The organism is Ruegeria sp. BC6, assembly GCF_056539185.1.
The window spans coordinates 109,473-124,033 of the sequence record NZ_JBQFUM010000003.1; the positions used below are offsets into that span (position 1 = coordinate 109,473).

The 14,561-nt window shown below is 65.1% G+C and carries 15 protein-coding genes; 12 read left to right on the plus strand and 3 right to left on the minus strand.

Annotated elements, in window-relative coordinates; all coding sequences use genetic code 11:
* Window positions 1–83: 83 nt before the first annotated feature.
* The 7 genes from ACR0MM_RS11070 (at window position 84) to smpB (ending at window position 5,099) form a co-directional block, all read left to right on the plus strand.
* Complete coding sequence (locus ACR0MM_RS11070; RefSeq protein WP_170539916.1) at window positions 84–728, plus strand: queuosine precursor transporter; 645 nt, start codon at window positions 84–86, stop codon at window positions 726–728.
* Between the two features lie 262 nt (window positions 729–990).
* Window positions 991–1,410, plus strand: coding sequence for an alternative ribosome rescue aminoacyl-tRNA hydrolase ArfB (gene arfB, locus ACR0MM_RS11075; RefSeq protein ID WP_005980088.1), 420 nt, complete (start codon window positions 991–993; stop codon window positions 1,408–1,410).
* A gap of 60 nt (window positions 1,411–1,470) precedes the next feature.
* Entirely contained in the window at window positions 1,471–2,217 is a 747-nt protein-coding gene (locus tag ACR0MM_RS11080; protein ID WP_480696145.1) for an SDR family oxidoreductase, read from the plus strand.
* A gap of 82 nt (window positions 2,218–2,299) precedes the next feature.
* Window positions 2,300–3,313, plus strand: coding sequence for a P1 family peptidase (locus ACR0MM_RS11085; protein WP_480696147.1), 1,014 nt, complete (start codon window positions 2,300–2,302; stop codon window positions 3,311–3,313).
* Window positions 3,314–3,425: 112 nt separating this feature from the next.
* Window positions 3,426–3,839 carry a c-type cytochrome gene (locus ACR0MM_RS11090; protein WP_170341868.1) on the plus strand — a complete coding sequence of 138 codons (414 nt, stop codon included), beginning with the start codon at window positions 3,426–3,428 and terminating at the stop codon, window positions 3,837–3,839.
* 187 nt (window positions 3,840–4,026) lie between these two features.
* A complete protein-coding gene (gene idi / locus ACR0MM_RS11095) occupies window positions 4,027–4,569 on the plus strand; it encodes an isopentenyl-diphosphate Delta-isomerase (protein ID WP_170600346.1) in 543 nt (180 codons plus the stop codon).
* A 47-nt stretch (window positions 4,570–4,616) separates the two neighbouring features.
* The gene (smpB, locus tag ACR0MM_RS11100) at window positions 4,617–5,099 is read left to right on the plus strand and encodes an SsrA-binding protein SmpB (RefSeq protein ID WP_170600344.1); all 483 of its coding nucleotides are present in this window, start codon (window positions 4,617–4,619) and stop codon (window positions 5,097–5,099) included.
* Between the two features lie 28 nt (window positions 5,100–5,127).
* Here smpB and glpK read toward each other — a convergent pair whose 3' ends face one another.
* The 3 genes from glpK to panB form a co-directional block, all read right to left on the minus strand.
* On the minus strand, window positions 5,128–6,606 hold the full coding sequence (gene glpK / locus ACR0MM_RS11105; protein WP_170600342.1) for a glycerol kinase GlpK: 1,479 nt from the start codon (window positions 6,604–6,606) through the stop codon (window positions 5,128–5,130).
* 73 nt (window positions 6,607–6,679) lie between these two features.
* Window positions 6,680–7,531: a pantoate--beta-alanine ligase gene (panC, locus tag ACR0MM_RS11110; protein ID WP_480696150.1), complete on the minus strand. Its 852-nt coding sequence runs from the start codon at window positions 7,529–7,531 to the stop codon at window positions 6,680–6,682.
* The gene (gene panB / locus ACR0MM_RS11115) at window positions 7,528–8,367 is read right to left on the minus strand and encodes a 3-methyl-2-oxobutanoate hydroxymethyltransferase (protein WP_480696152.1); all 840 of its coding nucleotides are present in this window, start codon (window positions 8,365–8,367) and stop codon (window positions 7,528–7,530) included. The genes panC and panB overlap by 4 nt, the downstream gene beginning before the upstream one ends.
* Before the next feature lie 171 nt (window positions 8,368–8,538).
* Between panB and ACR0MM_RS11120 the strand changes: the two genes are divergently transcribed.
* The 5 genes from ACR0MM_RS11120 to ACR0MM_RS11140 are packed head-to-tail and all read left to right on the plus strand — an operon-like array spanning window position 8,539 to window position 14,545.
* Entirely contained in the window at window positions 8,539–10,026 is a 1,488-nt protein-coding gene (locus ACR0MM_RS11120; protein ID WP_480696154.1) for an ABC transporter substrate-binding protein, read from the plus strand.
* Between the two features lie 53 nt (window positions 10,027–10,079).
* Window positions 10,080–11,141 (plus strand): ligand-gated ion channel, encoded by a 1,062-nt coding sequence (locus tag ACR0MM_RS11125; protein WP_480696156.1) that lies wholly within the window; start codon window positions 10,080–10,082, stop codon window positions 11,139–11,141.
* Window positions 11,142–11,190: 49 nt separating this feature from the next.
* Window positions 11,191–12,138 carry an ABC transporter permease gene (locus ACR0MM_RS11130; RefSeq protein WP_480696158.1) on the plus strand — a complete coding sequence of 316 codons (948 nt, stop codon included), beginning with the start codon at window positions 11,191–11,193 and terminating at the stop codon, window positions 12,136–12,138.
* On the plus strand, window positions 12,135–12,950 hold the full coding sequence (locus ACR0MM_RS11135; protein ID WP_170457227.1) for an ABC transporter permease: 816 nt from the start codon (window positions 12,135–12,137) through the stop codon (window positions 12,948–12,950). The genes ACR0MM_RS11130 and ACR0MM_RS11135 overlap by 4 nt, the downstream gene beginning before the upstream one ends.
* The gene (locus ACR0MM_RS11140) at window positions 12,947–14,545 is read left to right on the plus strand and encodes an ABC transporter ATP-binding protein (protein ID WP_480696160.1); all 1,599 of its coding nucleotides are present in this window, start codon (window positions 12,947–12,949) and stop codon (window positions 14,543–14,545) included. The genes ACR0MM_RS11135 and ACR0MM_RS11140 overlap by 4 nt, the downstream gene beginning before the upstream one ends.
* The last annotated feature ends 16 nt before the right edge of the window (window positions 14,546–14,561 follow it).

Here is a 14,561-nt window from a genome sequence, read left to right on the forward strand (position 1 = left end):
GATCCCGGGTCTAGAAGCGCGGCTTGCCTTGGGACGGTCCCTTGGCCAAGTCGCCGCTACCTTGTCAAAACGGGCATCAGAACATGCAACGCAACTTTATCCCCGGCATTCTTGCCATGGCCGCCATCGTCGTGGCCTCGAACATCCTGGTCCAGTTCCTGATCTTTGACGGGCTGCTGACCTGGGGTGCCTTCACCTATCCGCTGGCCTTTCTGGTCACCGACATCATGAACCGCGTCTATGGCGTGGGCCCGGCCCGCAAGGTCGTGTTTGCCGGCTTCGTCACCGGTGTGATCTGCTCGCTGATCGGCAGCCAGATCATGCTGCAGGGCGACGGTTTCACCTACGCTGCCGTGCCATTGCGCATCGCGGTGGCTTCGGGAACCGCGTTCCTGATCGCGCAGCTGACCGACGTCACCGTGTTCAACGCCATGCGCGAAGGCCGCTGGTGGCGCGCGCCGCTGGTATCCACACTGGTCGGATCGGCGCTGGATACCGCGATCTTCTTCACCATCGCGTTCTCGGCCTCGGTGACCTTCTTCGGCGCCGATGCGGATGCGGCCATCAACTGGGCGTGGGAGCCCGTGCCCTTCATGCTGTCGGGCCCCGAGGCGCCCCTGTGGGTGACGCTGGCCTTTGCCGACTGGCTGGTGAAGCTGTCGCTGGCCCTGGTTGCGCTAATCCCCTTCAAGGTGATCGTCGCGCGCCTGACCGCACAGCCCGCGTAAAAAACGCTTTGAGAATGGCACAAGTTGTGTCACCATCCTTTTCAACCGCAACAGATAGAAAAGGAGGTGATCCAGTGTCGAGAAAGAGATTGGAGAGAGGTGTCGGAACAACCGGGGGGACCGCCTGCTAGGGCAGCCCTTGGCGGAGCGCGCGCTCCGGCTGGTCGATTGATCTAACCGACCCGACCTCCTGAACTTTCGAAGGGCCGTCCCGCCGGGGCGGCCCTTTCTGTTTCCGGGTGGCGCCTGTAAGGTCGCGCCCATGTTGCGCATCACCGACGATATCACCCTGCACGATTGGGAAATGACCGAGAGCTTCATCCGCGCCTCGGGTCCCGGCGGGCAGAACGTCAACAAGGTCTCGACCGCGGTCGAGCTGCGCTTCGAGGCGGCGCGCTCGCCCTCGCTGCCCGATCCGGTCAAGGCGCGGCTGAAACGGCTGGCCGGGCGGCGCTGGACCAAGGATGGCGCGATCATCATCCAATGCGACGAGACCCGCAGCCAGGCCCGCAACCGCGAGATCGCCCGCGCCCGTCTGGCCGAGCTGATCGGCAAGGCGCTGGTCAAACCCAAGCGGCGGATCGCGACGAAACCCACCTATGGTTCGGTCAAGCGCCGGTTGGCGGCAAAAAAGGCCCGGTCGGACGTCAAGGCGCTGCGCGGAAAGGTGGCGGAAGATTGATCTGGCATCTTTCCCTGCCGTTGCTAGTCTGACCGCGACAGGCGGCAGGGAGGCAAGGCCATGAGGCTGGAGGGAAAAACCGCAATCGTGACCGGCGGCGCATCCGGGTTCGGGGCCGGGATCGTACAGAAATTCCTGTCCGAGGGCGCACGGGTGATGATCGCCGACATTAACGGGGATGCCGCGCGTCACATGGCGGCAACGCTTGGCCCTCTGGTCGACCACTGCCAGGTGGATGTCTCCGACGGCGACTCGGTCCAGGCGATGGCGGATGCGGCGCTGGACCTTTACGGCCATCTGGACATCTTGGTGAACAATGCGGGTGTGACCCACCTGCCGACGCCGCTGGAAGAGGTCAGCGAAGAAGATTTCGACCGCGTCTATCGCGTGAACATGAAGTCGGTCTTTCTGACTGCGCGGGCGCTGGTGCCACATATGAAATCGCGCGGGGCGGGGGCGATCCTGAACGTCGCCTCGACCGCCGGATTGTCGCCGCGCCCGAATCTGAACTGGTACAACGCCTCCAAGGGTTGGATGATCACCGCAACCAAGACCACGGCGGTCGAACTGGCCCCCTCCGGTGTCCGCGTGAACGCGATCTGCCCGGTAGCGGGGGAAACGCCCCTGCTGAAATCCTTCATGGGCGAGGACACGCCCGAAATTCGCGCCAAATTCCTGTCGACCATCCCGTTGGGCCGGTTCTCGACCCCGCAGGACATGGGCAACGCCGCCTGTTTCCTATGCTCGGACGAGGCCAGCATGATCACCGGTGCCGCGCTTGAGGTGGACGGGGGCCGCTGTATCTGAACACCCCTTCATCTGGCCCGAAATATCCCCGCCGGAGGCAGCGCGCACCAGCGCGCTTTCCCGCAGTAAAGGACAAATCCGCATGACCCCCGGACCCAGAAACCTGATCACCGACGTACCCGGCCTGCTGGTGGGCAACGCTCAGGGCGCGGCTCTGAAATCCGGTGTCACCGTCCTGACCGGAGATCAGCCCCTGCGGGCCTCGGTGCATGTGATGGGGGGCGCCCCCGGCACGCGCGAGACCGATCTGCTGGCGGCCGACAAAACCGTCGACCGGGTGGATGCGATCGTGCTTTCGGGGGGCTCGGCCTTCGGGCTGGATGCCTGCTCGGGCGTGATGGACGCGCTGCATGCACAGGGTCGCGGGTTTCAGGTGGGGCCGGCCGTGGTGCCGATCGTGCCCGGGGCAATCCTGTTCGACTTGCTGAACGGCGGCGACAAGGCGTGGGGTGAAAACCCGTACCGCGCCTTGGGCCGGGCCGCATTTGACGCCGCGGCGGAGACGTTCGATCTGGGCAGCGCTGGGGCCGGAACCGGCGCGCTGACGGCCATGTGCAAGGGCGGGCTGGGCTCGGCCTCGGCGGTGTTGCCGGGCGGCGCGACCGTGGGTGCGCTGGTTGCGGCCAACCCGCTGGGCAGCGTCACTACCCCGGGCGACCGGCATTTCTGGGCCGCCCCGTTCGAGATCGGGGCCGAGTTCGGCGGGCTGGGGCCGGATGCGGCGTCCGGACTGGGGGACCCCGCGCCCAGCCGCAAGGCCCGTGCAATGGGCCATCCCCCGCCCGACAAGGCCAACACGACCATCGCCATCGTCGCCACCGATGCAGCCCTGACCAAACCGCAATGCCAGCGCATGGCGGTGGCCGCCCATGACGGGATCGCCCGCGCCATCCTGCCCGCCCACACGCCGGGCGATGGCGACCTGGTGTTCGGCGTCAGCACTGGGCGGATCCCTTCGGCCGAGGCCGATCTGGCCCTGCTGGGCCATGCTGCGGCTCTGTGCCTGACCCGCGCCATCGCACGCGCGGTCTACCATGCGAAACCGGCGCCGGGCGACCTGTTGCCGTGCTGGTCGGATCTGCAAAATACGCCTTGAAAATATACCTTTTCGACTGCGTCAGGTCGCCGCCGCGCGTCAAATTGCGCATTGACTCTGCGCGCGTTTGATACTGGTTAAAGGGCAGCCAATTCATATCGGAGCAACGCCAATGAAACGTATCATCGCGACTGCCATCGTCGGCCTGCTGGCTGTGCCGGCTCTGGCCGAAGGCGACGCCGAAGCCGGTGCCAAGACCTTCAACAAGTGCAAGTCCTGCCACATGATCGCAACGCCGGACGGCGAAGCCATCGTCAAGGGCGGCAAAACCGGGCCGAACCTGTACGGTATCGCTGGCCGCGCGGCTGGTGCAGAGGAAGGCTTCAAATACGGCGACAGCTTGGTTGCGGCTGGTGAAAAAGGTCTGGTCTGGGACGAGGAAAGCTTCGTCGCCTATGTTCAGGACCCCAAGGCGTTCCTGAAAGACTACCTGGGTGAAACATCGGCCAAGTCGAAGATGACCTTCAAGCTGAAAAAGGGTGGCGAGGACGTCTTTGCCTATCTGCAGAGCGTTTCGGCCGAATAAGCCGCACTTGCCAAAAAATCGGAACAAGTACAAAAGGCCGCAGCCCTGCGGCCTTTCGTGCGCTTGATTGAAACGTCGATCATCGCCAGTTTTGTCGCAGACAAAAAACACTGCGCCCAACCCGCCAGCGCATCGCGCCCAGTCGCCGATGCCGCCAGACCGACGCAGTCACATCAGGAGAGGACAGATGGGAATCATGATCCCGGCTTGGGTTCATGGCGAGCTGACACCCGTGGACAAGCTGGAAGCCCACGAAAAGGGGCTCAAGCACAAGGCGGTCTCGGTCTTCGTCGTGCGGGGCACCGAGATTCTGATGCAGCGTCGCGCGCTGGGCAAATATCACACGCCCGGCCTGTGGGCGAATACCTGTTGCACCCATCCCGACTGGGACGAGAACTCTTCGGACTGCGCCGTGCGCCGCCTGCGCGAGGAGTTGGGCATCACCGGGCTGTATCCCGAATACCGGCACCGGCTGGAATATCACGCGGATGTCGGCAACGGGATGGTCGAGAACGAGGTCGTGGACGTGTTCCTGGCGCATGTGCGCGGACCCCTTAAGATCGAGCCCAACCCCGACGAAGTGATGGAGATCCGCTGGATCGACTACCACGATCTGCTGGCCGAAGTGCACCGCCACCCCGAACGGTTCACCCCGTGGCTGAAGATCTACCTGCACAACCACGCCGACACGATCTTTGGCCCCGACCTGATCATCTCGGCCAAATCCTGACGCGCCCATCTTGCAAGGGCTGACGAAGCCGCATACATCACGGCGTCATGGCCAAGCAGAAGCAGAAGACAGACCCCAACTACAAGGTGATCGCCGAAAATCGGCGGGCCCGCTTCGATTACGCGATCGAAGAGGATCTCGAGTGCGGCATCGTGCTGGAAGGGTCCGAGGTCAAGTCTCTGCGCGCGGGCGGGGCGAACATCGCCGAAAGCTATGCCGCGGTCGAGGATGGCGAACTGTGGCTGATCAACAGCTACATCGCGCCCTACGAGCAGGCCAAGGCGTTCAAGCACGAAGAGCGCCGCCGGCGCAAGCTGCTGGTGTCCCGCAAAGAGCTGTCGAACCTGTGGAACGCCACGCAGCGCAAGGGCATGACACTGGTGCCTTTGGTTCTGTATTTCAACCACAAGGGTCGGGCCAAGCTGAAGATCGGCATCGCCAAGGGCAAGAAAATCCACGACAAGCGCGAAACCCAGGCCAAGCGCGACTGGTCGCGCCAGAAACAACGCCTGCTGAAGGATCACAGCTGACCCGGGCAGCACCGCGGGTCAGACTGAATCAGAACGCCATGGTGGCCTGCACCGCCCGTTTCCAGCGCTCATAGGCCGCCTCGCGGTCAGCCTCGGGCAGGATCGGTTCGAACCGTTGGTCCAGCGCCCAGGTGTCGGCAAATCCGGCCTGATCGGGATAGACCCCGGCCTTCATCCCCGCCAGCCAGGCCGCGCCCAGCGCCGTGGTTTCCTGCATCACCGGCCGGTCGACCGGCGCGCCCAGAATGTCCGACAGACCCTGCATCGCCCAGTCGGACGCGCTCATCCCGCCATCGACCCGCAGAATTACGTCCGCGTCGGCGCCCCAGTCGCCCTGCATCGCGTGCCACAGGTCGCGGGTCTGGAAGGCGATGCTTTCCAACGTGGCCCGCGCGATCTCGGCCCGGCCCGAGTTGCGGGTCAGACCGAACATGGCGCCGCGGCAGTCGGGCTTCCAATAGGGCGCGCCCAGCCCGGTGAAGGCGGGCACCAGCACCACATGCTGGTTGGGGTCGGCCTGCGCCGCCAGCTCGCCGCTTTGAGGGGCCGAGTCGATGATCTTGAGCGCGTCGCGCAGCCACTGCACCGCCGCGCCCGCGATGAAGATCGAGCCTTCCAGCGCATAGGTCCGCTGACCGTCCAACTGATATGCGATGGTGGTCAGCAGGCGGTTTTTCGACTCCACCGGCTGCGTGCCGGTGTTCAACAGTGCGAAGCAGCCCGTGCCATAGGTGGATTTCATCATGCCCGGCTGGAAACAGGCCTGCCCGATCGTGGCGGCCTGCTGGTCGCCGGCCACGCCCAGAATCGGGATCATCCCGCCGAACAGGCCGGTCTGGCCGAAATCGGCCGCGCAGTCGCGCACCTCGGGCAGCATCGACAGCGGCACGTCCAGCAGATCGCAGATCTCGGCGCTCCAGTTGCCCCTGTGGATGTCGAACAGCAGGGTGCGCGCGGCGTTGGTGGCGTCGGTGGCGTGGACACGGCCCTCGGTCAGGCGCCAGATCAGGAAACTGTCGATGGTGCCGAACAGCAGCTCGCCCGCCTCGGCCCGGTCGCGCGCGCCGGGTACGGTGTCCAGTATCCACTTGACCTTGGTACCCGAGAAATACGGGTCGAGCAGCAGGCCGGTCTGGGCGGTCACGTCATCCTCGCAGCCCGCGTCGCGGAACCGCTGGCAGATTTCGGCGGTGCGGCGGTCCTGCCAGACGATCGCGTTGTGGATGGCCTTGCCGGTCGTCTTGTCCCAGACCACGGTGGTTTCGCGCTGGTTGGTGATGCCGATCCCGGCGATCTGGTCGGGCGAGGCACCGACCTCGTTTATCACCTGCCGGCAGACGTTCAGGACGCTGTCCCAGATTTCCTCGGGGTCGTGCTCGACCCAGCCTTCCTGTGGGAAATACTGGGTGAATTCCTGCTGTGCGGTGCCCACGCGCTGCATCTGCGCGTCGAACAGGATCGCGCGCGAGGACGTGGTGCCCTGATCGATTGCCAGAATAAAGGTCATGCCCGTGTTCCCCCCCGGTCGTCATTTTCAGGGGACATTAGGCGATTGGTCGGGGCCGTTCCAGACCCCAGTTTCAGGCCACAGGCACGTCGATATTGTCGATCAGGCGCACGCCTTCCAGCCAGGCGGTGGCGAACAGGCGCGCGGGGCGGGTGGCGGCGGTCAGCGGCGCAAGCGTTTCGGCGCAGCGCAGGTCGATATATTCCACTTCGGAAAAGCCCGCCGCCAGCAGCGTGTCGCGGGCCGGCCCCACCAGATCCGCGAATGCGGCGCCGCGCGCCAGCTGCCCGGCCATGTCCTGCATCACCGCATGCATCCGCGCCCCGGTCGCCAGCCCCTGGTCCGACAGGCGCAGATTGCGCGAGGACATCGCCAAACCCGAGGGCTCGCGCACGGTGGGGCAGCCGATCACCTCGATCGGGATGTCCAGATCGCGGGCCATGCGCTGCACGACCATCAACTGCTGATAGTCCTTTTCCCCGAAATAGGCCCTGTCTGCCTGCGTCTGCAGGAACAGTTTTGCCACGACGGTTGCCACGCCGTCGAAATGTCCGGGGCGGAATTCGCCCTCCATTACGTCGGTCAGGCCGGCGACGGACACGGTGGTGACGAACCCGTCCGGATAGATCTGGTCCGGGTCGGGGACATAGATCGCATCGACCCCCAGCGGCGCCAGCTTGGCCGCGTCGTCCTGCTCGGTGCGCGGGTACTTGGCCAGATCCTCGGGGTTGTTGAACTGCTTGGGATTGACGAAGATCGTCACGATCACCCGGTCGCAATCGGCCCGCGCCGCCTGTGCCAGCGACAGGTGCCCCTGATGCAGCGCGCCCATGGTGGGCACCACGCCGATGGTCTGGCCCGCCCGGCGCCAGGCCCGGGTCTTGGCGCGCAGCTCCGAAAGGGAGCGAAGGATGGGCGCGGTCATGCCTTGCCCCCCTTGGCAGGGGCCTGATCGGCAAACACATGCTCGGCCGCTGGGAAGGTGCGGGCGCGCACCTCGGCGGCGTATTCTGCGATGGCGGCCTCGGCCAGCGGGCCCAGATCGGCATAGCGTTTGACGAATTTCGGTTTGAAGGCCGTGAAAAAGCCCAACATGTCGTCAACCACCAGGATCTGACCGTCACAGCCGGCCGAGGCTCCAATGCCGATGGTGGGGATGGGCAGCTCGGCGGTGATCCGGTCGGCCAGACCCTGCGGAACCTTCTCGAGCACGACCGAAAACGCCCCGGCCTCGGCCACGGCGCGGGCGTCGGCCAGCACCGCATCGGCCTGTTCGTCGCGGCCCTGCACCTTATAGCCGCCCAGCGTGTTGATCGATTGCGGCGTCAGACCCACATGCGCCATCACCGGGATGCCGCGCTTGACCAGAAAGCGGATCGTCTCGGCCATCTCGACCCCGCCCTCCAGCTTGACCGCGCCCGCGCCGGTCTCGGCCATCAGCCGGGCCGCGTTGCGGAAGGCCTGCGCGGGGCTTTCCTCATAGCTGGCAAAGGGCATGTCGATGACCATCATCGCCGCCTCCAGCCCGCGCGCGACGGCCTGCCCGTGCAGGATCATCATCTCCATCGTCACGCCCAGGGTCGAGCTCAGCCCGTGCAGCACCATGCCCACGCTGTCGCCCACCAGGACGAAATCGCAATGGGGGTCCATCAGCCGGGCCATCGGCGTGGTATAGGCGGTCAGGCTGACCAGCGGATCGCCCCCTTTGCGGGCGCGGATATCCGCGGCATTCGGGGCTTTCTTGCGGGCGGTGGCGCTCATGCTCGCTCCTCGCGGGGTTCATGTTGCAGCGCGGCATAGCAGATCGGCAGGGGCCAGAGAAACCCCGGTTGCGCGAACATTTCCTTGAATGACCCAAGGTTTGCAGGGACATTGATTCCGTCTGGGCCGCGTCATCCGCCGCCCATCCGCACATTCTGGGAGGGAATTTACATGACCAAGCCGTTCTTTCGCACCTTTGCCAGCGCCATGGCGCTGGGCGTGGGGCTGCTCGCCTCGCAGGCCATGGCCCGGTCGGACATCACCATCGCCATGCAGCTTGAGCCGCCGCATCTGGACCCGACCAGCGCCGCCGCACAAGCCATCGATTCGGTCGTCTACACCAACGTGTTCGAAGGGCTGACCCGGTTCATGGGCGATGGCTCGGTCGTGCCGGGGCTGGCCGAAAGCTGGGAGATTTCCGAGGACGGAAAGGTCTATACCTTCACGCTGCACGATGGCGTCACCTTTCACGATGGCACCACGATGGATGCCGAGGACGTGAAGTTCAGCCTCGACCGCGCCACCGCCGAGGACAGCGCCAATGCGCAGAAGGCCCTGTTCGCCGGGATCGAAAGCGTCGAGGTCGTGGACCCGCTGACCGTCAGAATCACTCTGAAAGAACCCAACGGCAATTTCCTGTTCAACCTGGCCTGGGGCGACGCGGTGATCGTGGCGCCCGAAAGCATCGAGGGCATCAAGACCAACCCGGTCGGCACCGGCGCCTACAAGTTCGCCGAATGGGTCCAGGGCGACCGCCTCACGTTAGAGCGCAACCCCGATTACTGGGGTGACCAGCCCGCGCTGGAGAAGGCCACGTTCAAGTTCATCTCGGACCCCACCGCTGCCTTTGCGGCGATGATGGCCGAGGACGTGGACGTGTTCGACAATTTCCCCGCCCCCGAGAATCTGCCGCAGTTCGAGGCCGATCCGCGGTTCCAGGTGCTTGTCGGTTCGACTGAGGGCGAAACCATTCTGGCGACCAACAACAAGAAGCCGCCCTTTGACGACGTGCGGGTGCGGCAGGCGCTGGCCCACGCGATCGACCGTCAGGCGATCATCGACGGCGCGATGTTCGGTTATGGCACGCCGATCGGCACGCATTTCGCACCGCACAACCCGGCCTATGTCGATCTGACCGGCCTGTCGGCGCATGACCCGGACAAAGCCCGCGCCCTGCTGGCCGAGGCCGGGTTCGCGGACGGGTTCGAAACCACGCTGCACCTGCCGCCGCCCTCCTACGCCCGCCGCGGGGGCGAGATCGTGGCCGCGCAGCTGGCCGAGGTCGGGATCAAGGCCGAGATCATCAACGTGGAATGGGCGCAGTGGCTGGAAACCGTGTTCAAGGGCAAGGATTTCGCCCTGACCATCGTCAGCCATACCGAGCCGATGGACATCGGCATCTATGCCCGGCCGGATTATTACTTCCAATATGACAACCCGGATTTCCAGGCCCTGATGGCGACGCTGAACGCCACCACCGACCCCGACGAACGCACCCGCCTTATGGGCGAGGCGCAGCGCATGATCGCCGAGGATTACGTCAACGGCTATCTGTTCCAACTTGCCAAACTGGGCGTGGCCAAGGCCGGGGTTCAGGGCCTGTGGGAAAACGCGCCCACGGCGGCCATCGACTTGACCGCGATCAGCTGGGCGGAATGAACCTTGCGGGTCCGCCCGGCGGGCCCGTTTCCCCACATTAGGGTCTGTTTCAGATGACACGTTGCGTGGTTTCGGTGTTTTTCTTCATGGTCGCCATGGCCCTGTCGGGGCCCACGGGCGCGCAGGGGTTGTTTCAGGATGGCCACAGCGCGCTGTTGGGCACCCCGGAGAACCCGGTCGAGGTCGGCGTCGGCATCAAGATCGACCAGATCACCTCGGTCGATCAGAAGGCCGAGAACTATGGCGCCGTGGTCGTGCTGCGGTTTGAATGGAGCGATCCGGCCTTGGCGTTCGATCCGGATGAACTGGGCCGCGATTTCCGCGTATTCGATCCGCCGGCCTTCGTGCGCCATGCGGCCGCACTGGATGCGGTGGTTCCGGCCTTCGTCATCCACAACCAGCAATCCAACCGCTGGGTGCACGAATCCGCGGCCGCGCTACGCCATGATGGGCATGTGACCTTTGTCGAGAAATCCTCGCTGACGCTGCAGGCGCCGCATTTCAACTTCCTCAGGTTCCCCTTCGACACGCAGGAGTTCCACTTCGAGGTCGTCTCGGTCTTTCCGTCCGACTTCGTGCATTACTACGCTCTGGATCAGTTCTCGGGGCTGGGCGACACGCTGGGCGAAGAGGAGTGGATTCTGGGCAATGCCCGTATGCTGGCCTCGACCACGACCGGCCTGTCGGGCAATGAAAGCGATCAGGTGTCGCTGGTCTTTCAGGGCAGGCGCCACCTGACCTATTATGTCATTCGGGTGTTCCTGCCGATGCTGGTGCTGGTTCTGGTCGGCTGGGCGCTGTTCTTTCTGGACGAATACCGCAAGCGGATCGACATCGCCGGGGCCAACCTGCTGGTCTTTGTCGCCTTCAACTGGGCGATCTCGGCCGATCTGCCCAAGCTGGGCTATCTGACCTTTCTGGATTTCATCCTGCAATGCATGTTCCTGATGACCGGGGCGCTTGTGGTGTTCAACGTGATGCTGCGTCGGCTCAAGGTCTCGGGGCGCGAGGACACGGCGCGCAAGCTGGACAACTACGCGATCAAGTGGATCTATCCGCTGGGCTATGCCGCGATCGTGGGCTACGCGGTCTGGGCGTTCCTGATGCAGTCCTGACGCGCTGTGCCGCTGGACCGGCGGCCAATCCCGGCCTAACGTGGCGGCAATGCTCCGATATGCGCTCAAACGTCTGATTTCGCTGGCACTCAGCCTGGCCGTCGCTTCGGTGGTCATCTTCGCGGTGATCGAGGTGGCGCCGGGGGATCCGGCCTCGTTCATGCTGGGGGTGAACGCCCAGCCCGAAACGCTGGCTGCCCTGCGCGCCGAGCTGGGCTTGGACGTGTCACGGCCGCAGCGCTATCTGAAATGGGTCAGCGGCATGCTGGCCGGAGATTTCGGCACCTCGTACACCTATCGCACGCCGGTGGCGCAGATGGTGGCCGACCGGTTGTGGGTGTCGCTGCCGCTGGCGCTCTACGCGCTGACATTGTCGACGCTGATCGCCTTTCCGGTCGGTATCTACGCCGCTGCGCGCCGGGGGAAACCGGGCGATCTGGCGGTGATGGGAGCCACGCAGCTGGGCATCGCGGTGCCGAACTTCTGGTTTGCGATGATGCTGGTGCTGATCTTCGCAATCAATCTGCGCTGGTTCAACGCGGGCGGGTTCGCGGGGTGGGACACTGGCCTGTGGGCCGGGCTGCACTCGCTGACCCTGCCGGCGATTGCGCTGGCTCTGCCACAGGCGGCGATTCTGTCGCGGGTCATGCGCTCGGCACTGCTGGACATTCTGGGTGAGGATTTTATGCGCACCGCCCGCGCCAAGGGCCTGTCGCGCCGTCAGGCGCTGTGGCGGCACGGGGTGCGCAACGCGCTGATCCCGGTGTTGACCATCATCGGGCTGCAGTTTTCCTTCCTGCTGGCCGGATCGATCATCATAGAGCAGGTCTTCTATCTGCCCGGGTTGGGGCGGCTGGTGTTCCAGGCGATCTCGGCGCGGGACCTGATCGTGGTGGAGTCGGTTGTAATGCTGCTGGTCTTTGCGGTCATCACGGTGAACTTCCTGGTCGATCTGGCCTATGCCGCGGTCGACCCCCGGTTGCGGAGCCGCACATGAGCCGGTCTCTGATCCTGGGGGCGGGGCTGTCCTCGGTGGTGGTGCTGATGGCGCTGCTGTCCTTCGTCTGGACACCCTATGACCACGCCGCGCTGAACATCCCCGACAAATTGCAGCCGCCCAATGCGCAGCACTGGTTCGGTACCGATCATTTCGGGCGCGATATATTCTCGATGATCATGGTCGGCGCGCGCACCTCGATCGCGGTGGCTCTGGTGGCGGTGGGCATCGGCATGGCGCTGGGCGTGCCGCTGGGGCTGACGGCCGCGGCGCGCAAGGGGTCGTGGCTGGATGAGCTGATCATGCGTGGCAACGATCTGGTGTTTGCCTTCCCCTCGCTGGTGATTGCCATCCTGATCACCGCCGTCTTCGGCCCCGGTGCGGTGAACGCGATCATCGCCATCGGCATCTTCAACATCCCCGTCTTCGCCCGTATCACCCGCGGCGCGGCCCTGTCCCTGTGGGAGCGCGAGTTCATCCTGGCCGCCCGTGTGGCGGGCAAGGGCGCGGCGCGGATTTCGGCCGAGCACATCCTGCCCAACGTCGCCAATTTGCTGATCGTGCAGGGCACCATCCAGTTCAGCCTTGGCATTCTGGCCGAGGCGGGCCTCAGTTATGTCGGTCTGGGCGCGCAGCCACCCACGCCCAGCTGGGGCCGGATGCTGGCGGATGCGCAGACAATGGTCAGTTTTGCCCCGCATTTGGCTCTGATTCCGGGGCTGGCGATCATCGTGACGGTGCTGGGGCTGAACCTGCTGGGCGACGGGCTGCGCGATTGGCTGGACCCTCGAATCCGGGTGGCCCGCGCATGAGCCTGCTGGAAATCCATAACCTGTCGCTGTCGATCCACGGGGTCCCCGTTCTGGACCAGGTCGGCCTGTCCATCGACCCCGGGCAGATCGTGGCGGTCACCGGTGAGAGCGGCTCGGGCAAGTCGATGTCGGCACTGGCGGTGATGCAGTTGCTGCCCGCAGGGGCCGTGGCCAGCGGCTCGGTCCGCCTTGACGGGCACGAGGTTCTGAACAGCCCCGAGGACGAGATGTGCCGCCTGCGCGGCGCGGCCGTCGGGATGGTGTTTCAGGAGCCGATGACGGCCCTCAATCCGGTGAAGACCATCGGTGATCAGGTGATGGAGACCATCCTGATCCACAAGGCCATGCCCGCCGACGCCGCCCGCGCGCGCGCCCAAGAGGTTCTGACCCGCGTCGGCCTTCCGCCTGATCGCTTTCCCCTGTCGCGCTATCCGCACGAACTGTCGGGCGGGCAGCGGCAGCGGGTGGTGATCGCCATGGCCATCGCGCTGCGTCCCCGGCTGCTGATCGCGGACGAGCCGACAACTGCGCTGGACGTGACCACGCAGGCGCAAATCCTCGATCTGCTGCGAGGGCTGGTCACGGAATACGGCATGGGCCTGCTGATGATCACCCACGATCTGGCGGTGGTGGCCGACATGGCCGACCGGATCGTGGTGATGCAGAAGGGGCGGGTGGTCGAAACCGGGGCCACCGACCACCTGCTGCGCCACATGCAGCATCCCTATACGCGGATGCTGTTTCAGGCCTCGGGCCACCGGGTCGCATTACCTGCTCCGCCCGCGCCCGCGCCGCTGCTCGAGGTCCGCAACGTGGTGCGCGACTATCGCCTGCCGCGCACGCGGTTGTTTGAGAAGCCCGGCCATCACCGGGCCGTGGATCACGTCAGTTTCACGCTGAACCGGGGCGAGCGCCTTGGACTTGTGGGCGAGTCCGGCTGCGGAAAATCGACCCTGACACGGGCTGTTTTGGGGCTTGAGGAGGTTCAGGGCGGGCAGATCCTACTGGGCGGCCTGCCAGTGTTCACCGGTCGCAAACCCAATTTGGCCGTGCGCCGCAAGATGCAGGTGGTGTTCCAGGACCCGTTCGGCAGCTTCAACCCCCGCCACCGTGTCGCCCGCCTGATCACCGAGCCTTTTCACCTGCTGGGAACGCCGCCCACCGGGTCCGAACGGCAGCATCGGATCGCCGAGATGCTGACCGCCGTAGGCCTCTCGCCGGACGATGCGGGGAAATACATCCACGAATTCTCGGGCGGGCAGCGCCAGCGCATCGCCATCGCCCGCGCCCTGATCATCCGGCCCGAGCTGATCCTGTTCGACGAAGCCGTCTCGGCACTCGACGTGTCCGTGCGGGCGCAGATCCTCGACCTGCTGGCCGAGCTGTGTGCGGCCTATGACCTGACCTACCTGTTCATCAGCCATGACCTGAGCGTGGTGCGCACCATCACCGACCGGGTGATGGTGATGCAAGCAGGCCGGATCGTCGAGCAGGGCGAGACCGAGCGCGTGTTCGCGGACCCGCAGCACCCCTATACGCAAACCCTGATCCAAGCCGTGCCGAAATTGCCCGAGATCGGGCAGGGCGCGGCATGAAACCCGTTAGTTAGAG